Source organism: Streptomyces canus (assembly GCF_001514145.1).
GTDB lineage: Bacteria > Actinomycetota > Actinomycetes > Streptomycetales > Streptomycetaceae > Streptomyces > Streptomyces canus.
The window spans coordinates 178315-201443 of the sequence record NZ_KQ948660.1; the positions used below are offsets into that span (position 1 = coordinate 178315).

A 23129-nucleotide genomic window follows, 5' to 3' on the forward strand; every position below is an offset into this window, starting at 1 on the left:
CCGGCGCGCGACATCCCCTCGCCCCGCGGCTCTTCAGCCGGATCAGATCACCGTCGCACCCGGAGCCGGCCCCGACGCGACACGCACCGTCCGGCACGTGCCGGAGGCGCGCAGTGCGTCCGCGATCTTCGCCGCCGCCCCGGTGTCACGGGCGAGGAACGCCGTGGTCGGGCCCGAGCCCGAGACGAGCCCGGCGAGGGCGCCCGCCGCGCTGCCGGCCGCGAGGGTGTCGGCGAGCTCCGGGAAGAGCGAGAGGGCGGCGGGCTGGAGATCGTTGGAGACGGCGGCGGCGAGCGCGTCCGGGTCGCCCCCGGCCAGCGCGTCGAGCAGGTCCTCGGAGGCGACCGGCTCGGGGACGTCGAGGCCCTCGGTGAGCCGGTCGAACTCCCGGAAGACGGCCGGGGTCGACAGCCCGCGCTCCGCCATCGCGAACACCCACGAGAACTCGCCGCCGACCTCGAGGGTGCGCAGCTTCTCCCCGCGGCCCGTCCCGAGCGCGGCCCCGCCCACCAGGCTGAACGGCACGTCACTGCCCAACTCGGCGCAGATCTCGAGCAGTTCCTCACGGGAGGCACCCGTCCCCCACAGCGCGTCGCAGGCCAGCAGCGCACCGGCCCCGTCCGCGCTGCCGCCCGCCATGCCGCCGGCCACGGGGATGTCCTTGGCGATGTGCAGGTGCACGGCGGGGTCGAGCCCGCGGCGCTCCGCGAGGGCGATCGCCGCGCGGGCCGCGAGATTCGTACGGTCGAGGGGAACCTCGGCGGCGTCGGGTCCCGCGCAGGTGACGCGGAGCTCCTCGGCGGGCGTCACGGTCACCTCGTCGTAGAGGCCGACCGCGAGGAAGACGTTGGCCAGGTCGTGGAAGCCGTCGGGGCGGGCGGCGCCCACCGCGAGCTGGACGTTGACCTTGGCGGGGACGCGGACGGTGACGCTCACTGCTGACCGGGCTCCTTGTTTTCAGCGATGCGGGCGAACTCCTCGACGGTGAGCGACTCACCGCGGGCCTGGGGCGAGACCCCGGCCGCCACGAGGGCCGTCTCGGCGGCGGCGGCCGACCCCGCCCATCCGGCGAGCGCGGCCCGCAGCGTCTTGCGGCGCTGGGCGAAAGCGGCGTCGACGACCGCGAACACCTCGCGCCTCGACGCGGTGGTCTTGATGGGCTCGGTCCTCCGGGTCAGCGCGACGAGCCCGCTGTCCACGTTCGGTGCGGGCCAGAAGACGGTGCGGCCGATCGACCCGGCCCGCTTGACCTCGGCGTACCAGTTGGCCTTCACGGACGGGACGCCGTACACCTTCGAACCGGGCGGCGCGGCGAGCCGGTCGGCGACCTCCGCCTGGACCATGACGAGGGTGCGTTCGATGGTCGGGAAGGTCTCGAGCATGTGCAGCAGCACGGGTACGGCGACGTTGTACGGCAGGTTCGCGACCAGTGCCGTCGGCGCGGGGCCGGGGAGGTCGGTGATGTGCATCGCGTCCGAGTGCACGACGGCGAAGCGGTCGGCCCGGTCCGGCAGGCGGGCGGCGATCGTCGCGGGCAGTGCGGAGGCGAGGACGTCGTCGATCTCCACGGCGGTGACGCGGTCCGCCGCTTCCAGCAGCGCCAGGGTGAGCGAGCCGAGCCCGGGTCCTACCTCCACCACCACGTCGTCGGGGCGGACGCCCGCGGTCCTGACGATACGGCGGACCGTGTTCGCGTCGATCACGAAGTTCTGGCCGCGCTGTTTGGTGGGGCGGACCCCTAGGACGGCCGCGAGTTCACGGATGTCGGCGGGGCCGAGGAGGGCGTCTGGGGAGGGGCTGCTGCTCACGGCCCCAAGAGTACGGGGCGGGGTGAGTGCTCCACTCACCCGTGCAGGCGGGCTCCGCAGTGCGGCCACGGGCTCGCGCCCCGCCGTACGTACAGCTTCTTCGCGCGGAAGGTCTGTTCCGCCGCAGGCGCGTCCTGCGGTCGCCCCGAGCCGCCCAGCCCCTGCCAGGTCCTCGTGTCGAACTGGTACAGCCCTCCGTACGTCCCGGAGGAATCCACCGCGTTCGGCCGCCCCCCGGACTCGCACACCGCGAGGCCCTGCCAGTTCAGATGGTCCGCTCCCTGCACGGACGTGGGCATCGGCTTCGTGCCCACCCTGACCCTCTGCGCCCGGGGCTCCCGCACCAACTCGACCCTGATCCGCCGCGGCTTCTGCCTGACACCGTTGACGGTCCGCAGGGAGTACGTGACCCGTCGCACCCCCGGTACCCCGGCCCGCTCCACGACCTCCGTGCCCTTGAAGAGTGAGGCGTCCTCGGTCCGCTCCTCGCGGAACGGGATCTGCTCCTCGTGCACTTCCCTCGTCCCGGTGATCCGCAGCACCGTGACGGTCTGCCCGTCGCGCGGAAAACTCCCCGGCGCCACCGAGGTGGTGTCCATGCCGCTCAGCGTGATCCCGGCCGCCTCGACGGCCTCCCCCACGGTCGCCGCGTTGGTCCGGATCGTCCGCGCCCGGCCGTCCGCCATGATCGTCACGGACCGCTCGGTCCGCACATCCAGCGCGAGCCCCTCCCGCCCGATCGGCCGGGAGCGTGAGGTGGACACGTACGCGCCCTCCGCGCGCACCCCCAGCTGTTCGAGCGCCCCGTCCACGGTCCGTGCCGTGGTCCACACCTCACGCCGGTGCCCGTCGAGCGTGAGCCGCACGGGACGCCCGTACCGCACCGCGACCTCGTCCCCGCTGGCGAGCCGTTCACCGGGCCCGGGGGCGATGACGTCGTGCGCGCCCACCGCGACTCCCTCCTCCGCGAGCAGTTCGGTCACATCGTCCGAGAAGGTGTGCAGGGTCCGCGGCTTGCCGTCGACGCTGAGCTCGATCGCCTTGTCCTTGGCGACGAACGCGGTGGTACCGCCCGCCAGGAACGCGACCACCAGCGCCTGTGGAAGCAGTCGGCGCATCGCGTTGTCCGGGCGCTCCGCGTACCGCGCCCTGCGCCGGTGCGCGGCCCGGCCCGTTTCGGCCCGCGGGGACGGCATGGGCGCCGGGTTCGACTCCTCGTACGCGGGCCGGTAGGTGTCCTCGTACGGCAGCGTCCGGCCCGGGTCCGGTGCCCCGTACAGCCCGTACGCGAGCGTCTCCGCGGTGTGCGGATCGGCGGGGGGCGGGCCGTACGGCTCGTAGGGCCCGTACGTCTCGTAGGTCTCGTACTGCGAGTTGCTCACGCCGACACGCTCCAGGGGCCGAGGGGTCCAGCGGGGTCCGGATCGGGCCCACAGAACCTAGCGGAGCGTTCGTCACTCTCCAAAGTGACACGACTACCCGGAGTTACGTTCGATGGGGTCAGTACCCGAAGGCGCGTGCGGTGTTGGCGGCGAGTGCCGTGGCCAACGCGTCCTCGTCGATGCCGCGCACGGCGGCCATGGCACGCACCGTGACCGGAATGAGATAGGGGGCGTTGGGCCGTCCGCGGTACGGCACCGGCGTCAGAAAGGGCGCGTCGGTCTCCACGAGCAGGAGCTCGAGCGGCGCCACGGCCACCGCGTCCCGCAGGTTCTGGGCGTTCTTGAAGGTGACGTTGCCGGCGAAGGACATGAAGTATCCGGCACCTGCGCAGATCTCCGCCATCTCGGCGTCACCGGAGTAGCAGTGGAAGACGGTGCGCTCGGGAGCGCCCTCCTCCTTCAGCACGCGCAGGACGTCCGCGTGGGCGTCGCGGTCGTGGATGACGAGCGCCTTGCCGTGCCGCTTGGCCATCTCGATGTGGGCGCGGAAGGACGCCTCCTGCGCCTCCTTGCCCTCGGGCCCGGTACGGAAGTGGTCGAGGCCCGTCTCGCCGACGCCCTTGACCTGCGGGAGCCCCGCCAGGCGGTCGATCTCCGCGAGCGCCTCGTCGAGCGCCGACGTGCCCCCTGCCTTGCGCTCCCCCTGCCGGGACCACCCGTCGGGGTCGCCGTGGACGATCCGGGGCGCCTCGTTGGGGTGCAGGGCGACAGTGGCGTGGACGGCGTCGTACCGATCCGCCGTCTCGGCCGCCCAGCGGGAGCCCCGTACGTCGCAGCCGACCTGGACGACCGTGGTCACCCCGACCGACGCGGCTTTCGCGAGCCCTTCCTCCACGGTCCCGTCCTGCATGTCCAGGTGGGTGTGGGAGTCGGCGACCGGCACCCGGAGGGGCTCCGGGAGCGGCGGCGCCGCGTTCTTCTCGCGGGGGCTGTTCGAAGGCATGCCCCGATCCTACGAAAGGGGCATGCCCATCCGGATGCCGGAGCGGTCAGCTCGCCTTGCGCTGGAACACGTGCAGCAGGTCGGCGAGGTGCCAGTGGTGCTCTCCCGGCTCCTCGCCCCCGGCCGTCGGCGCCTCCACGGGCCCGGCGGGGGGCGTGCGGTGCTGCTGGTGCGCGGCGTCACGGGCGGACGCGACCCGGCCGGGCCGCATGATCCGTACGACGTGGTGGTCGCAGTTCTCGCACGCGGGCCTGGAGAGCGGAGAGGGCACGACCTGTCCGTCCACCACGTACTGCACGAATTCCCGGCCGTCGCCGTCGATGTGGTGCTCTATCTCGTACGACTGCTCCCACCCGTGCCCGCAGCGCATGCAGGCGAAGGAATAGGACTCGTTGACGACGGCTGTCGCACCGGGGTGCCCTGCGATCTCGCTCATGCCAGCTCCTGTGTGTCCGCTGGTTCGAAGGACGGGTACGTCCCTCACCCCAGTGGACGCCTCCCCGGACCCGAGCGCGACAGCCCTGTCGACTGTTGGAGGCGATTTGGACGTTCCTTGCCGAACCGCCCCGTGAGGCGGCGCGGAGCTTTGCATTCCGAGACACCGCTTTGCCGGCACATGGGGCGCACGCTCAGAAGTCATGCGCCCTGCTCAGAGCGGGTGTGACCCACCTCATGCGGCGCGTCAGGAAGGGGCGTTCTTCGCCGCGACGACCGCATCGAAAACAACCCTCTTGGGTACGCCCGCCTCGACGGCCACCGCGGCGATCGCCTCCTTGCGCCGCTCGCCCGCCTCCTCCCGCACCCGCACCCTGCGCACCAGCTCCGCGTCGTCGATCTCCTCGGCCCCCTTCTCGGGCGCCCCCTCGACCACGACGGTGATCTCCCCCCGGACCCCTTCCGCGGCCCACTCGGCGAGAAAGCCCACCGTCCCCCGCTTGACCTCCTCGTACGTCTTCGTCAACTCCCGGCACACCGCCGCCCGCCGCTCCGTCCCGAACACCTCGGCCATCGCCGCGAGCGTGTCGTCGAGCCGGTGAGGAGCCTCGAAGTACACCAGGGTGCGCCGCTCGCCGGCGACCTCCCGCAGCCGGGAGAGCCGCTCACCGGCCTTGCGCGGCAGGAACCCCTCGAAGCAGAAGCGGTCGACGGGCAGGCCGGACAGCGCGAGCGCGGTGAGGACGGCGGACGGCCCCGGCACGGCCGTGACGCGGATGTCCTTCTCGACCGCCGCGGCGACCAGCCGGTACCCGGGGTCGGACACCGAGGGCATCCCGGCGTCGGTGACAAGCAACACGCGTGCGCCGCCGAGGAGTTCGTCGACGAGTTCGGGCGTACGGGCGGCCTCGTTGCCCTCGAAGTACGACACGATCCGGCCCTTGGGCGTCACACCCAGCCCCTGGGTCAGGCGCCGCAGCCGCCGGGTGTCCTCGGCCGCCACCACGTCGGCGCCCGCAAGTTCCTCCGCGAGCCGGGGAGGAGCGTCCGCGATGTCGCCGATGGGGGTGCCCGCCAAGACAAGGGTTCCAGTCACGCCCCCATCCTCCCAGGGGCGCCCCGAACCGGACGCATCCGCCCATGCACGGGACTCACACAGCGCCGTTCCTTACGATGGCGCGGTGACCAGTACCGCGTCCTCCACGGACACCCGGCAGGACCAGGCCCCCCAGGACCGGCGGCCGTCGTGGCAGCAGAGGCTGCGCCGTTTCGGCTACATGCCCGAGGCCAGAAGCGACGTCCGCGAGCGCCTGGTGCCGCCCTTCGTCGCGCCCAGTCCGCGGATGTGGCAGGTCCTGGGTGTGCCCCGGGTGCTCGCCGAGCGGATCGCGCGCTGGTCGGGCTGGCTCGGGCCGCTGCTGGTGACGCTGGTGGCGGGGCTGATGCGGTTCTGGAACCTGGGCAGCCCGAAGAAGGTGATATTCGACGAGACGTACTACGCCAAGGACGCGTGGGCGCTCGTCCACCGGGGCTTCGAGCTCAGCTGGGACAAGAACGTCGACAGTCTGATCCTCAACAACAACGGGAACGTTCCGCTCCCGACGAACGCCGCCTATGTCGTGCACCCGCCGGTCGGGAAGTACGTCATCGGACTCGGCGAGCTGATGTTCGGGTTCAACCCGTTCGGCTGGCGCTTCATGACGGCGTTGCTGGGGACGCTGTCGGTGCTGATCGTGTGCCGGGTGGGCCGCCGCATCTTCCGCTCCACGTTCCTGGGCTGCCTGGCGGGCGCGCTGATGACCGTGGACGGCCTGGCCTTCGTGATGGCGCGGACCGCGCTGCTCGACGGTGTGCTGATGTTCTTCGTGCTGGCCGCGTTCGCCTGTCTGGTCATCGACCGCGACCGGGCACGGGAGAAACTCGCCGCCGCGCTGCCGGTCGACTCCTACGGCCTCGTGCGCCCCGACGCGCACATCGCGGACACCCTGCGCCTGGGGTGGCGCCCCTACCGCTGGCTGGCGGGCCTGCTCCTCGGCCTGGCCATCGGCACCAAGTGGAACGGCCTCTTCTTCCTCATCGCCTTCGGCATCATGACGGTCCTGTGGGACGTCGGCTCCCGCAAGGTCGCGGGCGCGCGCCGCCCCTACGAGGCGGTCGTCAAGTACGACCTCGGCATCGCGTTCCTGGCCATGGTGCCGGTCGCCGTCGTCACCTACGTCACCTCGTGGATCGGCTGGATCCTCTCCCCCGCCAACGGCACAGGCGGCTACTACCGCAACTGGGCCGCGAACGACGGCAGGGGCGGCAGCTGGACCTTCCTGCCCGACTGGTGGCGCAGCCTGGTCCACTACGAGCACGAGGTCTACAAGTTCAACGTCGGCCTGTCCTCGCCGCACACGTACATGTCCAACCCGTGGAGCTGGATCGTCGACGGCCGCCCGGTCTCGTACTTCTACGAGTCCCCCGCGCCCGGCACCGACGGCTGCCCGGCCGACGCGGGCGAGAAGTGCGCCCGCGAGGTCCTGGCGATCGGCACGCCGCTGCTGTGGTGGGCCGCCTGCTTCGCGATCCTCTACGTCCTGTGGCGCTGGTTCTTCCGCCGCGACTGGCGCGCGGGCGCCATCGCCTGCGGCATCGCGGCCGGTTATCTCCCCTGGTTCCACTACCAGGAACGCACGATCTTCTTCTTCTACACGATCGTCTTCCTCCCCTTCCTCTGCCTGGCCGTCGCCATGCTCATCGGCGCCCTCGTCGGCCCCCCGGGTGCCAAGGACACCCGCCGGGTCGCGGGCGCCACGGCCGCCGGAGTCCTGGTCCTCCTGATCGCCTGGAACTTCATCTACTTCTGGCCCCTGTACACGGGAACGGCGATCCCGATCGACAGCTGGCGGTCGCGGATGTGGCTGGACACCTGGGTCTAGCTGCGCAGACACACCACGAGGGCGCGGCGATCGGCTACGCCCTCGTGGTCGTTGTTGGTCGTTAGCGGCTGTCGTCGGTCCCCTTCGGACGGCCCGAGGACGGCCCAGCTCCGGCACTTCGCAGTATTCGCAGTGGGCTGGCTCAACCCGCTCTGACCAGCCCATATAACCGCAGCAGCTCCCCCTGGGGACACAAGCCCCCTGTAGAGCACCGCCGGGAGCGGCGCTTCGGTACGCGTCGCAGTCTGCACGAGCCACAGGCAGCCCGGTCTGGCTCACTCTCAAGGTGCGGTGCAGCACGCCTGCTAAAGGCAGAGACACCACCCCGGGCATAGACCTCCCCGCCACGCAGTCACGGAAGTAACATCTGCGACTACGGCGCGAAAGCGTTAACCGTGTTGGGGTTGACTCCAGGGGGGACACGATGCCGCTTACCGGTGGGCGACTTGGCCACGCCCGTGTGGCAGTACTGACAGCCGTGCAGGAGGAGAGCGAAGCCTTCAGAGAGGTCGGGGGCCTAACGCAGCGCCTGCGGGGGAAACCTTATTACGTCGCCGAGGGCAGCGATCCCAAGTACCCGAACGTCGTCCACCGAGAGATCGATCGAAACAATATCCAGTCAGGTGAGAAGGTTAGAGATGTAATCGAGCACTGGCAACCGGAACTTCTCGTGCTATGCGGGATCGCCGGCGGAATCAATGGACGTGCAGATGTTTCAGTCGGTGACGTAATCATTCCCCCCTATATCCACTACTGCTCTTTCGCTAAATTGAGTAGCCAAGGTGCACGTCGACGATACATCCCGTTCGATTATCCATCCATTAATCTGCACCAGGATTATGTGGCTCCACTAAGAGATGACCATTCGTGGCTCACAGATGAACTCAAGAGTGAACTCCCCGAAGATTGCCACCCCAAGGTGCACATCGAGAGCCTCGTAGCTGGCGATAAGATCTATGGCGACCCTAATTCGGAAGAGCAACAACGAATCGTGCAGGACTACGATGAAGCTGTAGCCATCGATATGGAGTCGGTAGGTCTATGCCGAGGGGTAGCAGCATCCCGAAATAATCCACAATACAATCCACGCTTGCTCATCGTACGAAGCGTGTCAGACATAATCGATGATCCGCAGAACGATGAGAGTCGTAAGCTGTGGCGACCGTACGCCTGCGCAATCGCGAGCCACTTCACTTGGCGAGTCGTAACAGATATCGTAGAAATGGAACCAGATCCACGGCGCACTCCGGAGGTCGCGGCATGACCGCCACCAGGGAAGAAGAAGCAGTTTGGGCGAACATGAAAGGGGATGCTCTCGATTTCTTCACGAAGATCAGTCGTGGCCGCACCCCCTTCAGCCTAACAATCGCACTTCCTAATTCATATGATCAACTCATCTCTGGGCAATGGGATGAAGTGGCGCCGGAAGAAGATCTTGCTCAGTTGGCAATAGAGTCGGGCCGAGTTCTACTATCAGCAGAGGCTGGCAGCGGCAAGACGCACCTTCTAGCGCGAGCTGGCGCCTCGGCTGCCGCCAACACTGCAAATGTTATTCCGATCTGGATTCCGCTGAGAGATCTCCCCTCGGCGATCAGGAGCACGGAGCCTGAATCAGTCGTTCAGGCTCTAATCGGCTTGAGCCGTCCATCATTGAAGCCGGTACTGACCAGCTCGTCGGAAGTCCCGATGCTATTGCTGCTTGCGGATGGGCTAAACGAGATTCCGAGAGAGCTGTCGCAACCCGCACTTGACGCGCTAGATGAGCTAGCCAGAAGGTTTCCCTTTATCAGCGTCATCGTGAGTGAACGCCTTGTCAGACGGCAAGTACCACTCGACCGCTGGACGCTTGCCACGGTACTCCCCCTTTCGAAAGGTCAAGTAGAAAAGTTCTGGAGTACAACTCAGGAAGTCAACAAGCCTCCAGAAGCAGCTCTTGAACTGTTCAAGAACCCATTCTTTCTCGACAAGGCAACAACTTTCCATCTAACTGATGGAAGTGCCGCCAAAATGATTGAGTCTTACTTTTCAAAGATGGCTCACGTAAACGCAACAGGACTCAACACTCTAAGCGAAGTCTGTTACGCATCTTATTCCCGCGAAAGAGGAATGCTGATCCCGTTGACAGACTTCAAAGATCGTGTGGAAAAACCGCTCTTCAAAACACTCAAAGATAACGATTTAATTCGCACGAGTGCCACCTTTGCCTGGTTCGCCCATCACCTATTTCATGACTTTCTGGCGTCCCGCCATCTAGTCCGAAACAGGAGCACTTGGGGCCCCGGCGCATTTGATGTTGTCACCACGGGTGCCGCTTCCTTTGATTCCCTGCGTCTTGCCGTGGATCAGATTCACAATCCAGCGGTTGCGGACAATTTCGTTCGATTGGTGTACGACTGGAATTACTTTGGCGCGGCATACTCTCTCGTGCCTGGACGCGTTACGCGCGAAATGCAAGTGGAACTCTTGGCCATGCTTGCCGATAAGCGTTGGGATCCTGTCGCAGCCACGGTTCAGGCGGCTACTGACGCTCTCAGACTCAACGGGTCAGACACCGCTAAAGAAATGCTGAACGCGTCAAGCAGAGCGGAACTCTTCAGAGTCGTCGAAGAGGTGACTTCGACCAACCCATCTTTCATTCGCTGGCGAACCATCTTCACCATCAAAGATGGCGAGTATGTCGGCGCCGATATAGTCGAAAGTCTGGCTTCCGACGACCCTGTCGAAGCTTGGACACTTGCCAATGTACTCCGACGATGCAGGCTTACAGCAGACGGCAAGAAGGCACTTCTCGCTATCGCTCGGCATGCTTCGCCCGTGACTCGCTGGCGGGTTGTTCATGTGCTGGGACTCCATCCCGGCCCCGAAACCGCAACAGTGATCAAATCCTTGATCAGAGATCCCGATAAATGGGTTAGGTACGGGGCTGTACGCGCGCTGGTTGAAGTTGCAGCGAACACGGATGAGATCTCCCTGAGGAGCGGAATTGTCGCATGGCTAGGGGAACAACTAGCAGCAGACAATCTCGATGTGAAAATGTTGCAAGAATTGGCCAGAGTCCTTGATGTTCGCCCGCAGCCTCTTAACTGGCCGCAGGTCGTAGCGCCGCTCGTACAACAACTGGCAAGCACGTCCCGCAATTCGTTTCAACAAGATAGGTGGAATACGCTGATGGCGAGCATTTCATCAAGCGGAGGCTCAAGTGATTGAGCTGACGCCGGAGCAACGACTGTCCTTGTCACACGCATCATGGGATGCGCGATCCTACGCCAGGGTTCACGGTCCCACGCCAGTTGGTTGTGCCGCCTTGGCTGCTGATGGGCGCATCTTCCAAGGCTGCAACGTTGAGCACAGGTTCAGGTCTCACGACATCCACGCTGAAACTAATGCCATTTCGTCGCTCGTAGCTGCCGGCGGCGGAAGACTGGTGGCCGTAGTCATCGCTGCCGAACGAGAAAGATTCACCCCCTGCGGGAGTTGCATGGATTGGATTTTCGAGATCGGTGGCGACGATTGTTGGGTGATCAGCGAGAGGCGCCCGGGAGAAGTGAACCACGAGCTTCAGGCAAAAGACCTGATGCCCTTCTATCCACATTGACCGGGTAGATCATGAGGGTGCGCGGTCCACTACAGAGGACGGGCAGTAAGTGACTTACGAAATCATCAAGGTTGAATACGAAAGACTCAAAGAGGAGCAAGTACGCCGCATTGGATTTCGAGATAACCTTATCTACGTGGCTCTGGCCACGGCCGGCGCCATTTTCGCATTCTACTTCGGTGGTGCAGGGCGCGCGTATACACTGCTAATTCCACCTTTCGCCGTTTCTGTCCTAGGATGGACTTATCTAGTCAACGACGAGAAAATCTCTTCCATCGGTCGATACGTCCGCGAGAAGCTACTACCTGAACTGAACCGACAGGGATTTAGCGGTGATGCAATCCTCGGATGGGAGAGTTATCATCGCTCGGATGTCGACCGTGTATGGCGGAAGAAAGTACAAATCGGGGTCGACATCGCCACCTTTTGCCTCCCGTCGGCGGTCGCATTGGCTATCTTCTTCGGCAAAGAATCTCCCGGCATCGCCGGATGGTTTCTGGGAATCCTGGAGAGCGTAGCAGTAATCCTGTTGATCGGCGCCTTTAGTCGATTTGCCGACTATTCGCGTGACGGCTCTATCTGAGTCAGCATTTCGTAGCGGTCGATATCAGCCGCATCTCAGAATCTGCGGATATATAGCCAGTGCCCAGGTGCTTTTGACCGTGCCTTGCCTTGGTGGCGCGGTTGCAACAGGTGCAGATGCCTGCAGCGGTGCTTTTCCGGACGTTGCCTACTTCCCTGCCGGGCAGTCCGACAGTTGGAGATGGCCCGCGAGCACGCCATAATGGGATGCAGGTGGCGATGCGGCTGAGTAGTCGCCATGACCTCATGGTGACCCAACCCGAACTGCCTCTCGCGCAGCGCCTAGGGCACTCATTCACTGTCCAGTGCCGCGATCACAGCCGCGGGATCGCCGTGGTAGGTGAGGTGCGGTTCGCCTGTCTCGGGAGGAATGAAGCGGGTGCGGTAGCGCTGAAGGTCGCTCTCGGAAAAGTAGATCGAGTTCGGATCGTCGGCGTGGAACTCATTGCGCTTGTTGATCCTTGACCAGAGTTCATCATGGCTTGCGTCGAGGTAGACGAGCAGTGAAGTGGCGCCGGCGTCGGTGGCGATGCTGCGCCACCGGGCACGATCCTCGGGGGTCCAGAAGCCGTGATCGACTACGACGTCCCGCCCCGCCTGAAGTAGTTCGCGTAGCTCGACAGCCACGTCCTCAAGGACCGGCCGTTCGAGGGTGGGGAAGGTGCCTCGGGGGAAGTCCACCCCGTACACGCCGTGCCGGCGGTACATCTCCTCATCCGGGCACAGGCGTACGAACCCGCGGTCGGTGAGGACTCGGGAAAGCGTGGTCTTGCCGGAACCAGGAAGCCCGGCCATGAGGACGCAGAACGGCGCACGTGCAGTCATTGGTCTCGTGAGGGTCTGGGAGATCGCAGAGATTTCCACTTCGGTTTCGGGTGCGAGCGTGCCGTTACGGCGAGCAGCAAGTAAACCGCCCATCCGATCTTCAAGCACGCTCAAGAGCGTGTCATCCAAGGTCGTCACGAGGAAACCTCCGATTCTGTCCGCCATGTGCGACCAGGGCCACCGAGGTCAACGCCGTATTCCACGACGTTGTTCTCGCTGTCGATGAACTTCGCGGTCATCACGACAACGGGCTCTGTAGGCGGGTTCTTCGGGTCAAGCTCCAAGAGCTGAGTGTCTTCCGCCGTCAACGTGCGCGCTGAGGCGGTGTCGATCCGGTGACTGATCGGGAGGCCAGTCGCCTCAGCGATGAGCTGAAGTGAAGTTCCCCCGGTCAATCGCTCGCTCTTCGCCAACTGCGGGATCAGCTTCTCGTACCGAGCCGGGATCCAAGACGTGCTGTGCGCCACGATGCCGTGCCGGTCCCGGTACACCCGGCTCCGACGAACCACGTCGGAGCGAGGCTCGATACCCAGCGCCTGAGCCACGTCCACGGGCGCAGGGACCACACCAGCCGTGTGCGAGTCAGACCGTTCGCCCGACCCCCAACTTGATCCTGTACGGCGGCCCCGGTCCTGACGCTGAGATCCGGATGACATCGGTCCAGGCTGGTCCAGAACTTCCGTCCCGATCCCGTGGATGCCCCGGATCAAGCCTTCGTTGCGCAGCTTGCGCAACGCCTTCTCGGCTGTGGCTGTGCTCACGCTCCACTCTTCCGACAGGTTCTTGATGCTCGGCAGGAGCGTTCCCGGCTGTAGCTGGCCGGACGTGATCAGCTCCGCGTAGTGGGCCGCAATCTTCGCGTACGGCGCCCGGTTGTCGGCCTGACCGGCCATTTCGCCTGCTCCCTTGTCTCGGTTCCCTGAGGTTCCCTAGCTTACCGCTTGACACCGCAGGGAACCCTAGGGAACCTTAGGGATGTGCTCACCGGTCGGAACGTCGACCGGAAGCCGCAGCAGCTTGATGCGCCCGTGCTCATGACGGGTGTCGCCCGGAGGAAAGCCCGCAGGGGTCAGTACGAAGGCAGCGGTCGTTCGTTGAGAATTCAATAGAGATTCAACTCTGACGGGCTACGAGGCCCGTCCCCTGAACGGCCGGGGTGATGGCCGTTGGCGGCCACTTCGCGGCGGGTGCACCTATCCCGCCCTGCGTGCCAGCTCTGGGAAAACAGCGTGGGAATCATCCCTTCCTTTCGGGATGTCAGCCCCTCGTCTGCCACCTGTTACGCGCCGCCCTGCTGGCGTCAGAGCAGTGACGATGACGCGCCCGATTCTCTGGCTCGGGACCGGCGTGCTCCGTGGCAACGGAGCATCCGGTGAAGCCGTGTCCCTGCGATTCGCGGGAGGTCGGCATGAGCCGACGACAAACCAAGGCGCCGCCGTGATGGGCCGGCCGTCGGCGCCCTGTCCCTTCCGGTCCGTCCTGGCTTCGCGGCGCCTGACGCTGCGGCCGGCTGCCTCTCCCGCCCGTACCCCGTTCTGCACTTACGACAGGGGGACGGACGGGAGCGCGGGGAGCCGGATCTTCCGACTTCAACGGCGCGCGGCCCCGGAGGTGCAACTCCGGGGCCGCTGTTCGGGCCGTACCACCTGTGAGAGGAACCACGACCCAATGGACCACATCGTCACTGTTCAGGAAGCTGTTACCGCGTTCGCCGACTTCATGGAGCCGACGGATGCGGAGCTGGACGCGATCGAGCAGGAGATGCCGCTGATCCTGGCTCGCGTCGACCTGCTCGACGCGCAGATCATCACCCTTGACCGCACCCCGACCGAGCTGGACACCCGCCGTATCCGCCGCGCCCGGCGTCGGGTGCTGGTCGAGGGTCTGGCCCTGGTCAACCGCACCACCGGCGTCACGCTGTCCGGAGGTGCTGCATGAGCACCCCGACGCAGAGCCTGACGGCCGCGCACGCGGAAGTGAAGGCGGAGATCGCGCGGACCGACAACAAGGTCGCACTGCTGCTGGCCTTCATCGGCGCCGTTCTCGCCGGAGCCTGGACGATCGCCGCCGACCTGCCCCTGAACTGGCCCGTGGGCCTCGCGGGTGGCCTCGGTATGGCGCTGCTGATCACGGCGGCTGGTCTGCTGCTGCGTTCGGTGCGGCCGAACCTGTCCGGCCGGCACGGCTTCCCGCTGTGAGCCACCCTCACCCCCGAGCAGATCACCCATGCTGTTGCCGGCGATCTGGCCGCCGACATTGCGGGCCTGTCCCGTCTCGCGGTGATCAAGTTCACCGGCCTGCGCCGCGCCGTCGACCTCACCCTGACCGGCGGCACCCTGCTCATCCTCGCCGTCGTTCTCGCCCTCGGGGGTGCGGCATGAACACCAAGAACACCAAGACCGTTCTGCCGGCCGTGGCGATGACGGCCGTGTCGATGGTGCTGACCCTCGCGGTGGTCTTGATGTGGCTGGGCACGGCGGTGCCGTGGCTGGTCGCTCTCGTGGTCGGTGTGGGTATCGACGGCGGTTGGCTGGCCACGCTCGCCTACGAGCGCCGCCTGGCCGCTCAGGGCGACCACAGCCGCGTGGTGACCGCCGTGGGTTGGTTGTTCGGTCTGGTCGCTACCGGCTTTCTGGTCGCTCACGCGCTCACCTCCGACGCGTCTGCCGCCTGGTTGGCGGTGGCGTGGTTGCCGATTGCGGCCAAGGCCCTGTGGCTGGTCCATGGTCTGTGGGAGCGCACTGCGCTGACCCCGCTGGCACTGGACGCGATCCGCGGTATCCAGCAGGAGGCCCGCGACGAAGCTGCCGTGGCCCGCGCCCGCCTGCGGGCGGAAGCGACCTCGGAGGAGACCCGGCTGACCGCCGTGACCGGGGCCGGGGCCCGCGTCGCACGCGTCCAGGCCAAGACCGCCAAAACCCTCGCCGGAGCATGGTCCACGCTGGAGGAGGCACGGCGGGGCGAGGACACCGGCAGGGCACTGACCAGCGTGACGAGCCGCGTCACACCCGACGTCACACCCCGCTGGGAACTCCCCGTATGGGGCGCTGTCGAGCCCGTTGCCGCGCTGGAGTCGGTCCCGTCCGCACTCAGTGACAGCGAGTTGGACACGCTCGTCGACACGATCCGCACCAGTCAGACCCCCGCCCTGTCGTACCGGGAGATGGCGTTGCGCTTCCGCGCGGCCGGCCACTCCGCCTCCGAGGTCCGCCTCCGGGCGGCCTGGAAGCGGGTTGCCTGATGTCCGGCGCCTACGGCAAGTGCTACGACCCCTCTGGCGCCCGTCACGGCATACCGACGTACCCGTGGCGCCTGGCCCCGGACGGGTTGGCCACCCGAAGGCAGTTACGGGCCCTGGGGCTGCGTCCGGGCGGTCAGTCGATCGCCGCGCAGGCCATGCGCATCAACCGCCGAGCAGGCAGCCCGCGCGTGGCCTATCTGTACCGCGTCGACTGCGCGCTGCCAGTCCGGCCGATGACCTCGCGCAAGTGGGGCGCCCTCGCCCTGGCGATGCTCGCCCGCCAGACCTGCACGGCCTGCGGAGTGATCTACAGCTACTGCATTTCCCGCCGGCACGGTATGTGCGGGATCTGCGTCGAGGCCAACCAGACCTCCCAGAAGGGGAGTTGACATGGGTAAGCCGGGCACGCGTCGCCTGGACAAGGAGATCAGGCTGACCGAGCGCAAGCTGGAAGCGGTCCGCAACGGTGAGATGTGGCCGCTGACCAGCCAGGAGCGCCGTCAGGTGCTGCGGGGTCTGGTCGGTGGCTCCTACCGGGTGGCGCGGGGCAAGAGCACTGCCCGCGCCGAACGGCAGATGGACAACGTCTCGACATCCGCCGAGACCCGGCTGATCGCCGAACTCACCGCGTTGCAGGGCGAGCGTCAGCGGCTCGTCACCGAGGCCGCCAAGGACAAGGCCGCCAAGAAGTCCTCGGGCTGGTGGTGAGCATGGCCGCCACCGAGACGCCCCCGGGTGAGTGCCCACAGTGCTGGGAGCACGCCCACAACAAGCGCATCCACCGCGCGCTGAAGCCGCGCCAGGACTGCAAGCCGTGCCTGGACCACATGAACAACGGCTGCCCCTACCTGGTGCCCAAGAAGAAGTCGAGCTGGTGGTGAGCATGAGCATGGACCACCCCCGTTGCCCCGCCGCTCACCCGCAAGATCCCACCGCCTGTGTCGGCCCGGTCGCCGTGACCGTGCTGGACGCGACCGGTGCCGGGGCTGACGGGTGCGAGCACCATGGCGCCCGCCTGCTCGCCTCGCTCGACCGGGGCCGCGTGTACCCGCTGCCCGACGCCCGGCCCGGCGCCGCCGTCCGCGTCTTCACGGCCGCTGACACCCTGCGGCCGTTCTGCTGGATCGACGGGCCGCGTACCAAGCCCTCGCAGCTCAGCCACGCGGAGAACCGTGCCCGCGAAGGCCGCTGATCTGCCCCGGGGTGGCCGCCCCTGCCACGGACCCGGCCACCCCGGCAACTCCTCAACCTCCCGCCCCTGCTCGGGGCAGTCAGGAGCACGTTCAGCATGTCCGAGAACGTCATCAGCCTCCACAAGAACCCCGACCCCGAACCGCCCGCCGACGCATCCGTGACCACGCTGACCGTGGTCCCCGACCCCGCTCCGGCCAAGCCCACACCGCTGTGGGTGCGCTCCGGGCGCGCCGTGCGCACCGTCGTCACGCACGAGACCACCAAGACGACCGCCCGCACCGTGGCCCGGCACGGCCTCTACACCGTCAACGGGGGCCGGATCGTGGCCCGCCGCACCTGGGACGGCAAGACCGGCGCACGCTACGAACGCATGCTCCGTGCCGCCGAAGCCGCGGGCAACTACGAGGTCGCCGAGGAGTGGGAGGAGCGGTTGCAGCGCTTCCGCGAGGCCCGCCACCGCCGCCGCATGGACCTGCTCCACTCACCCGTAGACGTGGCCAAGGGCGTCGGGGTCGGCGTCGGCATGAGCATCGGCGTGCTGGTCGCGCTCGGGGTCGTGATGGCCATCAACAACCACGACATCACCGATGTCATCACCCCGCTTGCGGCGACGGTCGAGTTCATCGGCGTGCTGATCAGGATCGTGCAGGTCGTATGGGGTCCCGCCCTCGTGATCGGCCCGTTGCTGGCCCTGCTGGGCATGTGGGCGGTCGGCAGCAAGCAGCAGGCTGCCCCCGCCTGGGTCATGCCGGCCAACGTCCGCAGCGGCGAGGGTGAGCCGATCACCCCGTCCATCGTCGTCAAGGCCCTGCGCGACCTCGGCATCCCGGCGATGCGCAACGCCATCAAGGAGATGGGCGACGCCGGCGCGGCCATGCTGGGCCCGATCCGGATCGCCGGATGCGGCGTCGAAGTCGACGTCACCCTGCCCTCGGGGGTGTCGACGAACGAGGTACAGCAGCGCCGCCGCAAGCTCGCCGAGAACCTGACCCGGCACGAGCACGAGGTGTTCATCACCATCCCCACCGCCGCCCGCACGGTCCGTCTGTGGGTTGCCGACTCCGGCGCCCTGGACGAGCCGATCGGGCCGTCGCCGCTGGTCACGGACGAGTCGATGACCGCCGACTACGCCAAGGGCAAGGCGCCGTGGGGTCAGGACCTGCGCGGCGACATGGCAGCGCTGAGCCTGTATCAGCGCCACCTCCTGATCACCGGGTTGTCGAACCAAGGCAAGACCGTTGCCCTGCGCTCTCTGGCCCTGTGGCTGGCGCTCGACAAGTCGGTGCAGTTCTGGATCGGAGACCTCAAGGGCGTGGGCGACTGGGCCAAGTTCCTGGGCCTGGCCGCCCGGCTGATCCAGGGCCCGACCGATGACCACGTCATCCAGGTGACCGAGATGGTGGAGGACGCGGTGGAGGAGATGAACCGCCGCATCCAGGCCCCGCCCGGAACGGTGTTCCCCGCCCTGATCGTGATCGTCGACGAAGCACAGATGGCGTTCATGTGCCCGGTCCTCGACGACGAGAAGCGCCCCTACGGCGGCTCGAAGGCCACCTCGCGGTACTTCATGGCCGTCCGCAAGATTCACAACCAGGGTCGCGCGGTGAACGTGCTGATGTGGCAGGGCACGCAGGACCCCACCGACCAGAACCTGCCCAAGCTGGTCCGCGAAGGGGCGCACACCCGTGCCTCGCTCGCCCTCGGGACCGAGTCTCAGGCGCGGATGGCGCTGGGGGACAAGGCAGTCGACGGGGGCGCCGCCCCGAACCTGCTGCGTCCGGGGCTGGATCAGGGAACGTTGGTCCTCGCGTCGTCCGGCATCGACATTCCGGCCGGGCAGGCGTCCATCACGGTGCGCACGCACTACATCGACGACGATGCGGCCGAAGCCATCATCGAGCGCGCCAAGGCCCTGCGCGACGGCGTCACCACGCTCACCGTCATCGAGCGGGGCGAGCAGCGCGACGCGCTCGCCGACATCGCCGCCGTACTCGGGGACGCCCCGCGTGTGCTCACTCAGGACGTCCTCAAGCGGCTGGCCGTACTGGACGCGGACACCTACGGCAAGTGGTCGTTCATCGACCTCAAGCGCGTCCTGGACGGCACCGGAGCCGAGCCCTACAAGTCGGACGGCCGCATGGTCGTGGGTGCCGAACGCGTCTCACGCGCCCTCACCAACCGCGACACCGACCATTCCGCTTCCGACGCCGGATAGCAGGGAGCCGACCCCGCCCGGGGCAGGGAGGCAGGGAGAACTCCCTCACCCCCTCCCTGCCCCACCTCCCTGGACCTGACCTGCACAGATGATCAATCAGGGAGGCAGGGAGGCGGCGCAGGTCAACCCCCGAAAACCCCCTCCAGAGCGCACCCCGAAGGGGGTGTCCCTGCCTCCCTGAACACTCGCCGAAAGGGATTCCGCATGTACCCCGAAACCACCCCCGGCAGCGTCCGGCCGGACGCCGGAATGACCGAGGACGATGCCGCCGTTGAAGCTCGCCGGATCATCGCCGACGCCTACCGGCCCACCGCCTACCGCGACGACACCCCGGCCCCCGCCTACGGCACCAACCCGCCCGTCGTGCAGCCGGGACGGCCCCCGATGAGCCAGGGCGCCACCGACGCGAGCGTGCTCATGCTCGCCGGCGGCACCACCACCGCCATGGTCGGCGGCACCGCGGCCGTGCTCATGTACCTCTCGCAGTTCGCCGACCCGCTCGTGTGCGGCCTCGTGTTCGGCGCCCCCACCGCCCTCGTGCTCGCCCTCGCCCGGCTCGCCACCAAGGCCAAGCCCGCCCCGGACGTCCACCACCACTACGAGGGACCCGTCTACCAGGACCGACGCAACGTCCACAGCCGCACGACCGGTGTGTGGGCCAAGACCAACAACCACGAGTAGCGACGCCAAGGGCGGCCCCCGTCTCGCCAAAGTCCGGGGCCGCCCTGGTCTCCAGTCCTCAACAGACCTGTTGGAGGTCTCCAGCATGACCCAACCCACTGACATCCGGCGAGAGCGCACCCCACGGCCGCGCGTGCTGGATCTGTTCTCGTGCGCCGGCGGCGCCGCCGTGGGCTATCACCGGGCCGGGTTCGACCTGGACGGATGCGACATCGCCGACCGACCGAACTACCCCTTCACGCACCACCGGGGCGACGCGCTCGAATACCTCGCCCACCTGATCGCGACCGAGGAGATCCACCGGTACGCGTTCGTGCACGCCTCACCGCCCTGCCAGGACAAGTGCACCCTGACCGTGGGCACCAACGCCTCGCAGGGATGGGGCGGCACCCATGTGGACCTGGTCGCACCGACCCGCGCCCTGCTCGAACTCACCGGTCTGCCCTTCGTCATCGAGCAGCCCAACGGCCGCGCGGAGATCCGCAAAGACCTCACCCTGTGCGGCGAGATGTTCGGTCTCGGAGTCATCCGGCATCGCAACTTCGAGCTGGGCCGCTGGACGACCACGCAGCCGGCGCACGTGCGGCATCGGGGCCGCGTACGCGGCTACCGGCACGGCGCCTACTTCGACGGCCCGTACGTCGCCGCCTACGGCAACGGCGGAGGCAAGCCGTCCATCCCGGAGCTGCAAGAGGCCATGGGCATCACTTGGACCGACGTGCGCGAGGAACTCACCGAAGCCATTCCGCCCGCCTACAGCGAGTTCATCGGCCGCGCATTCCTCGCCGACGCGGGAACGCTGGAGGCAGTCGCATGAGCACCGCGATCACCCACCTGCGGACCGCGCTCGACCTCGCGGCAGCCGGTGTTCCGGCCCTGCCCCTGCGGGCCGGGAAGCTGCCGTTCGGGAACTGCCCGGCCTGCGCCCACAACGCGTGCGGCGGCCGGCCGAACATGAAGACCCCCGGCCCCTGCACCTGCCCGGCGCCGTGCCACGGATGGGCCGCCGCCACCACCGACCCCACCATTCTGAGCACTCAGGAGTGGGCGCGCGCGTGGCGGGAAGCGGCGGCGGTCGCCTACCACCCGGGCGGCGCCGGTCTGACCGTCGTCGACCTCGATAACACGGAAGCCCTCGTGTGGGCCCGCGAGACGCTGCCCGTCACCCGGATCGTGCGTACCACCCGGGGTGAGCACTGGATCTACCAGGGCGTCATGCAGTCCGCCAACGGGGTTCGGTCCGGTGTGGACATCAAGTCCCTTATGCAGTACGCCCGTTGGCTTGGATCCGGCACCGGCACACCTACCGCTCTGCCGGGCTCTGTGCGCGCCCTGGTGGTAAAGGAGCCGACCCCAGCCCGCAAGACGTCACAGACGCTCACAGTGCCCCTCAGGGGCGGGCAGGAGGAGTGCCGCCACCGCACCCCCGCCTATCTGGAGCGTGGCATCGCCATGGGCGTGCAGCGCATCACCGAGGCCCGCAACGCGGTCCACGCCACCGTCTACCGCACCTTCCTGGCCGTGCTGTCCGCCCACGGCGGGTGCGGATGCCTCACCGACACCCACGTTGCGCGGCTGTTCACCGCGGCGCAGGCCAAGGGCGAATCGGCGAGGCACTGCACGGATGCGTGGACCAACGCCCGCACCAGGTTGGGACTGTGACCATGTCCGAGGACGACGAGAAGAACCCCGCCCGCAAGGTCATCACCGACTACGCACAGAGCCACTTCCGGTACTTCCGCACCGCCGACGGCACCGTATACGCGCAGAAGAACGGCCACCCCGTGGCCCGCCCGATGCGCTCCCAGGGCACCACCGGCAGCCACCGCCAGGAACTCATGGTCGGCCTGTTCAAGGACGGGGTCGGCGTGTTCAACGGGACCGCGCTCAAGGAGGCGCTGGACTTGATCGAAGCCCTCGCGCTGTACGAGGACACGCACGCGGTGAACATCCGCGTCGCCCCCGGATTCGACGGGGCAACCTGGCTGGACCTCGGGCGTAACGACGGACAGTCCGTCCGTATCCACCCCACCGGCTGGGACATCCTCACCCCCGACCCGCGCGAAGTGTGCTGGCGGCGCACCCAGCTCACCGGCGAACTCCCCCTGCCCGCCAAGGACACAGGCGGCAAAGGCATCGATGCCCTGATGCGGCTGTGCAACTTCGCCACCGCGGAAACCGAATGCCTGGCCATCGCCTGGCTGATCGGCTGCCTGGGGCCGTCCGTGCCCGTGCCCGCGCCGTTCCTCACCGGACCGCAGGGCGCGGGCAAGTCCACCGGGGGGCGGATGCTCGTGCGGATCATCGAGGGCATGAGCGGGGACCTGCGCCGCGCCCCGAAGGATGAGGAGAACCTGATCGCGGCGGTGGCGGCCGGCTGGGTCACCGCCCTGGACAACCTCTCCCACATGACGCCGGACCTATCGGACGCCATGTGCTGCATCGTTACCGGCGCCGAGAGCGTCAAGCGGGCCCTGTTCACCGACGGCGACGTGTTCCGCGTCGGCTACCGTCGCCCCCTGCTGCTGACCGGTATCGACGTCGGCGTCATCCGGCCCGACCTCGCCGAACGGCTCCTGCCGCTGCGCCTGGAACGCCCGCGGGTGCGGCGCACAGAGGCGGAACTGTGGGCTGAGTACGCGGAAGTGCTGCCTGTGGTGCTGGGCTCGCTCCTGGACCTGGCCGTCAAGGTCCGTGCGGCGGAAGCGGAGACGCCCACGGATCTGCGGATGGCGGACTTTGCACACCTGTGCGCCCAGCTCGATGCCGCAACCGGCCTCGGGGCGCTCGCCGCCTACCGGGCCAGTCTCGACGACCTCAACGACGACGTCATCGAGGGCGACCTGTTGGCACAGACCGTCCTTGCGCACGCCAGCACTCTCGAACCGGGGGTAGAGCAGCGGATGACGTCCACAGAGTGGCTGCACTGCCTCACCCGCCTCTACAGCGGCGAGGACTTCCGTCCGCTGCCCAAGGGGTGGCCGACCACCGGCAAAGTCCTCTCCGACCGCCTCAAACGCCTACAGCCCACCCTCGCCGCCCGCGGCGTGCTCATCGACTCCGGCCGTACCAAAGAGGGCCGCTACATCGAAATGACCCGCTCGCCCGCTCCACCGGAACACGAGCAACAGGCGTTCTGACCGACGGGGCACAGACCGAACAGCAAGAGGAGCACCACCGGACAGGCGTGCTCCTCTTGCTGTTCGGCGGCGGCGCCGCCCTGCGCAGGACGTGCCGCGCAGCGGCT

24 protein-coding genes and 1 pseudogene are annotated in these 23129 nt (G+C 67.4%); 17 read left to right on the forward strand and 8 right to left on the reverse strand.

All coding sequences use genetic code 11. From position 1 onward, the window contains the following. Window positions 1-42: 42 nt before the first annotated feature. From AQJ46_RS17585 to rsmI, 6 genes are all read right to left on the reverse strand, one after another. The gene (locus AQJ46_RS17585) at window positions 43-936 is read right to left on the reverse strand and encodes a 4-(cytidine 5'-diphospho)-2-C-methyl-D-erythritol kinase (RefSeq protein WP_059206493.1); all 894 of its coding nucleotides are present in this window, start codon (window positions 934-936) and stop codon (window positions 43-45) included. After that, window positions 933-1808, reverse strand: coding sequence for a 16S rRNA (adenine(1518)-N(6)/adenine(1519)-N(6))-dimethyltransferase RsmA (gene rsmA / locus AQJ46_RS17590; protein ID WP_059206494.1), 876 nt, complete (start codon window positions 1806-1808; stop codon window positions 933-935). Before rsmA ends, AQJ46_RS17585 begins: the two co-directional genes overlap by 4 nt. A gap of 35 nt (window positions 1809-1843) precedes the next feature. Beyond that, complete coding sequence (locus AQJ46_RS17595) at window positions 1844-3190, reverse strand: resuscitation-promoting factor (RefSeq protein WP_059206495.1); 1347 nt, start codon at window positions 3188-3190, stop codon at window positions 1844-1846. Between the two features lie 118 nt (window positions 3191-3308). Then, entirely contained in the window at window positions 3309-4193 is an 885-nt protein-coding gene (locus AQJ46_RS17600; RefSeq protein ID WP_059206496.1) for a TatD family hydrolase, read from the reverse strand. A 46-nt stretch (window positions 4194-4239) separates the two neighbouring features. Beyond that, window positions 4240-4629 (reverse strand): hypothetical protein, encoded by a 390-nt coding sequence (locus AQJ46_RS17605; protein ID WP_059206497.1) that lies wholly within the window; start codon window positions 4627-4629, stop codon window positions 4240-4242. 246 nt (window positions 4630-4875) lie between these two features. Continuing rightward, window positions 4876-5724: a 16S rRNA (cytidine(1402)-2'-O)-methyltransferase gene (gene rsmI, locus AQJ46_RS17610; RefSeq protein ID WP_057610426.1), complete on the reverse strand. Its 849-nt coding sequence runs from the start codon at window positions 5722-5724 to the stop codon at window positions 4876-4878. Window positions 5725-5809: 85 nt separating this feature from the next. Here rsmI and AQJ46_RS17615 point away from each other — a divergent pair, with 85 nt between their 5' ends. The 5 genes from AQJ46_RS17615 (at window position 5810) to AQJ46_RS55465 (ending at window position 11727) form a co-directional block, all read left to right on the forward strand. Beyond that, on the forward strand, window positions 5810-7549 hold the full coding sequence (locus tag AQJ46_RS17615; RefSeq protein ID WP_059206498.1) for a dolichyl-phosphate-mannose--protein mannosyltransferase: 1740 nt from the start codon (window positions 5810-5812) through the stop codon (window positions 7547-7549). 478 nt (window positions 7550-8027) lie between these two features. Next, window positions 8028-8813, forward strand: a complete 786-nt coding sequence (locus tag AQJ46_RS52240) for a 5'-methylthioadenosine/S-adenosylhomocysteine nucleosidase family protein (RefSeq protein ID WP_159064031.1) — start codon at window positions 8028-8030, stop codon at window positions 8811-8813. Beyond that, complete coding sequence (locus AQJ46_RS52245) at window positions 8810-10756, forward strand: NACHT domain-containing protein (RefSeq protein ID WP_079072325.1); 1947 nt, start codon at window positions 8810-8812, stop codon at window positions 10754-10756. The genes AQJ46_RS52240 and AQJ46_RS52245 overlap by 4 nt, the downstream gene beginning before the upstream one ends. Then, window positions 10749-11144, forward strand: coding sequence for a cytidine deaminase family protein (locus AQJ46_RS59040; RefSeq protein WP_079072326.1), 396 nt, complete (start codon window positions 10749-10751; stop codon window positions 11142-11144). Before AQJ46_RS52245 ends, AQJ46_RS59040 begins: the two co-directional genes overlap by 8 nt. A 49-nt stretch (window positions 11145-11193) precedes the next feature. Next, complete coding sequence (locus AQJ46_RS55465; protein ID WP_159064032.1) at window positions 11194-11727, forward strand: hypothetical protein; 534 nt, start codon at window positions 11194-11196, stop codon at window positions 11725-11727. A 290-nt stretch (window positions 11728-12017) separates the two neighbouring features. On the opposite strand, the gene AQJ46_RS17620 is transcribed toward AQJ46_RS55465, so the two are convergent. Beyond that, window positions 12018-12689: an AAA family ATPase gene (locus tag AQJ46_RS17620; RefSeq protein ID WP_225887345.1), complete on the reverse strand. Its 672-nt coding sequence runs from the start codon at window positions 12687-12689 to the stop codon at window positions 12018-12020. Beyond that, on the reverse strand, window positions 12686-13444 hold the full coding sequence (locus AQJ46_RS17625; RefSeq protein WP_059206500.1) for a GntR family transcriptional regulator: 759 nt from the start codon (window positions 13442-13444) through the stop codon (window positions 12686-12688). Before AQJ46_RS17625 ends, AQJ46_RS17620 begins: the two co-directional genes overlap by 4 nt. A gap of 775 nt (window positions 13445-14219) precedes the next feature. Here AQJ46_RS17625 and AQJ46_RS17630 point away from each other — a divergent pair. The 12 genes and pseudogenes from AQJ46_RS17630 (at window position 14220) to AQJ46_RS17685 (ending at window position 23022) form a co-directional block, all read left to right on the forward strand. After that, entirely contained in the window at window positions 14220-14489 is a 270-nt protein-coding gene (locus tag AQJ46_RS17630) for a DUF6284 family protein (RefSeq protein WP_059206501.1), read from the forward strand. After that, window positions 14486-14932 (forward strand): annotated as a pseudogene (locus AQJ46_RS17635) (Pycsar system effector family protein). Before AQJ46_RS17630 ends, AQJ46_RS17635 begins: the two are co-directional and overlap by 4 nt. Then, window positions 14929-15792 carry a hypothetical protein gene (locus AQJ46_RS17640; protein ID WP_059206502.1) on the forward strand — a complete coding sequence of 288 codons (864 nt, stop codon included), beginning with the start codon at window positions 14929-14931 and terminating at the stop codon, window positions 15790-15792. The pseudogene AQJ46_RS17635 and the gene AQJ46_RS17640 overlap by 4 nt, the downstream one beginning before the upstream one ends. Beyond that, window positions 15792-16181 (forward strand): RRQRL motif-containing zinc-binding protein, encoded by a 390-nt coding sequence (locus AQJ46_RS17645; protein ID WP_059206503.1) that lies wholly within the window; start codon window positions 15792-15794, stop codon window positions 16179-16181. The genes AQJ46_RS17640 and AQJ46_RS17645 overlap by 1 nt, the downstream gene beginning before the upstream one ends. A 1-nt stretch (window position 16182) precedes the next feature. Continuing rightward, entirely contained in the window at window positions 16183-16500 is a 318-nt protein-coding gene (locus AQJ46_RS17650; RefSeq protein ID WP_059206504.1) for a hypothetical protein, read from the forward strand. Window positions 16501-16502: 2 nt separating this feature from the next. Next, complete coding sequence (locus AQJ46_RS17655) at window positions 16503-16673, forward strand: pRL2-8 (RefSeq protein ID WP_208616943.1); 171 nt, start codon at window positions 16503-16505, stop codon at window positions 16671-16673. A gap of 2 nt (window positions 16674-16675) precedes the next feature. Next, window positions 16676-16984 carry a hypothetical protein gene (locus tag AQJ46_RS17660; RefSeq protein ID WP_225887346.1) on the forward strand — a complete coding sequence of 103 codons (309 nt, stop codon included), beginning with the start codon at window positions 16676-16678 and terminating at the stop codon, window positions 16982-16984. A 96-nt stretch (window positions 16985-17080) separates the two neighbouring features. After that, window positions 17081-19201 carry an ATP-binding protein gene (locus tag AQJ46_RS17665; protein ID WP_059206505.1) on the forward strand — a complete coding sequence of 707 codons (2121 nt, stop codon included), beginning with the start codon at window positions 17081-17083 and terminating at the stop codon, window positions 19199-19201. A gap of 204 nt (window positions 19202-19405) precedes the next feature. Then, window positions 19406-19882, forward strand: coding sequence for a hypothetical protein (locus AQJ46_RS17670; RefSeq protein WP_059206506.1), 477 nt, complete (start codon window positions 19406-19408; stop codon window positions 19880-19882). Between the two features lie 85 nt (window positions 19883-19967). Next, window positions 19968-20699: a DNA cytosine methyltransferase gene (locus tag AQJ46_RS17675; protein ID WP_059206507.1), complete on the forward strand. Its 732-nt coding sequence runs from the start codon at window positions 19968-19970 to the stop codon at window positions 20697-20699. Continuing rightward, the gene (locus AQJ46_RS17680) at window positions 20696-21544 is read left to right on the forward strand and encodes a bifunctional DNA primase/polymerase (RefSeq protein WP_059206508.1); all 849 of its coding nucleotides are present in this window, start codon (window positions 20696-20698) and stop codon (window positions 21542-21544) included. Before AQJ46_RS17675 ends, AQJ46_RS17680 begins: the two co-directional genes overlap by 4 nt. A 2-nt stretch (window positions 21545-21546) precedes the next feature. Further along, window positions 21547-23022, forward strand: coding sequence for a hypothetical protein (locus AQJ46_RS17685; protein WP_059206509.1), 1476 nt, complete (start codon window positions 21547-21549; stop codon window positions 23020-23022). Window positions 23023-23129: the final 107 nt, after the last annotated feature.

What these genes read in the sequence shown, in the direction of transcription:
- AQJ46_RS17625 (WP_059206500.1), bottom strand. Translation starts at nt 13,444, where the DNA reads ATGGCCGGTCAGGCCGACAACCGGGCGCCGTACGCGAAGATTGCGGCC.
- AQJ46_RS17600 (WP_059206496.1), bottom strand. Translation starts at nt 4,193, where the DNA reads ATGCCTTCGAACAGCCCCCGCGAGAAGAACGCGGCGCCGCCGCTCCCG.
- AQJ46_RS17645 (WP_059206503.1), top strand. Translation starts at nt 15,792, where the DNA reads ATGTCCGGCGCCTACGGCAAGTGCTACGACCCCTCTGGCGCCCGTCAC.
- AQJ46_RS17630 (WP_059206501.1), top strand. Translation starts at nt 14,220, where the DNA reads ATGGACCACATCGTCACTGTTCAGGAAGCTGTTACCGCGTTCGCCGAC.
- AQJ46_RS17675 (WP_059206507.1), top strand. Translation starts at nt 19,968, where the DNA reads ATGACCCAACCCACTGACATCCGGCGAGAGCGCACCCCACGGCCGCGC.
- AQJ46_RS17655 (WP_208616943.1), top strand. Translation starts at nt 16,503, where the DNA reads ATGGCCGCCACCGAGACGCCCCCGGGTGAGTGCCCACAGTGCTGGGAG.
- AQJ46_RS17670 (WP_059206506.1), top strand. Translation starts at nt 19,406, where the DNA reads ATGTACCCCGAAACCACCCCCGGCAGCGTCCGGCCGGACGCCGGAATG.
- AQJ46_RS17685 (WP_059206509.1), top strand. Translation starts at nt 21,547, where the DNA reads ATGTCCGAGGACGACGAGAAGAACCCCGCCCGCAAGGTCATCACCGAC.
- AQJ46_RS17640 (WP_059206502.1), top strand. Translation starts at nt 14,929, where the DNA reads ATGAACACCAAGAACACCAAGACCGTTCTGCCGGCCGTGGCGATGACG.
- AQJ46_RS17605 (WP_059206497.1), bottom strand. Translation starts at nt 4,629, where the DNA reads ATGAGCGAGATCGCAGGGCACCCCGGTGCGACAGCCGTCGTCAACGAG.
- AQJ46_RS17665 (WP_059206505.1), top strand. Translation starts at nt 17,081, where the DNA reads ATGTCCGAGAACGTCATCAGCCTCCACAAGAACCCCGACCCCGAACCG.
- AQJ46_RS17680 (WP_059206508.1), top strand. Translation starts at nt 20,696, where the DNA reads ATGAGCACCGCGATCACCCACCTGCGGACCGCGCTCGACCTCGCGGCA.
- AQJ46_RS17650 (WP_059206504.1), top strand. Translation starts at nt 16,183, where the DNA reads ATGGGTAAGCCGGGCACGCGTCGCCTGGACAAGGAGATCAGGCTGACC.
- AQJ46_RS52245 (WP_079072325.1), top strand. Translation starts at nt 8,810, where the DNA reads ATGACCGCCACCAGGGAAGAAGAAGCAGTTTGGGCGAACATGAAAGGG.
- AQJ46_RS17660 (WP_225887346.1), top strand. Translation starts at nt 16,676, where the DNA reads ATGAGCATGGACCACCCCCGTTGCCCCGCCGCTCACCCGCAAGATCCC.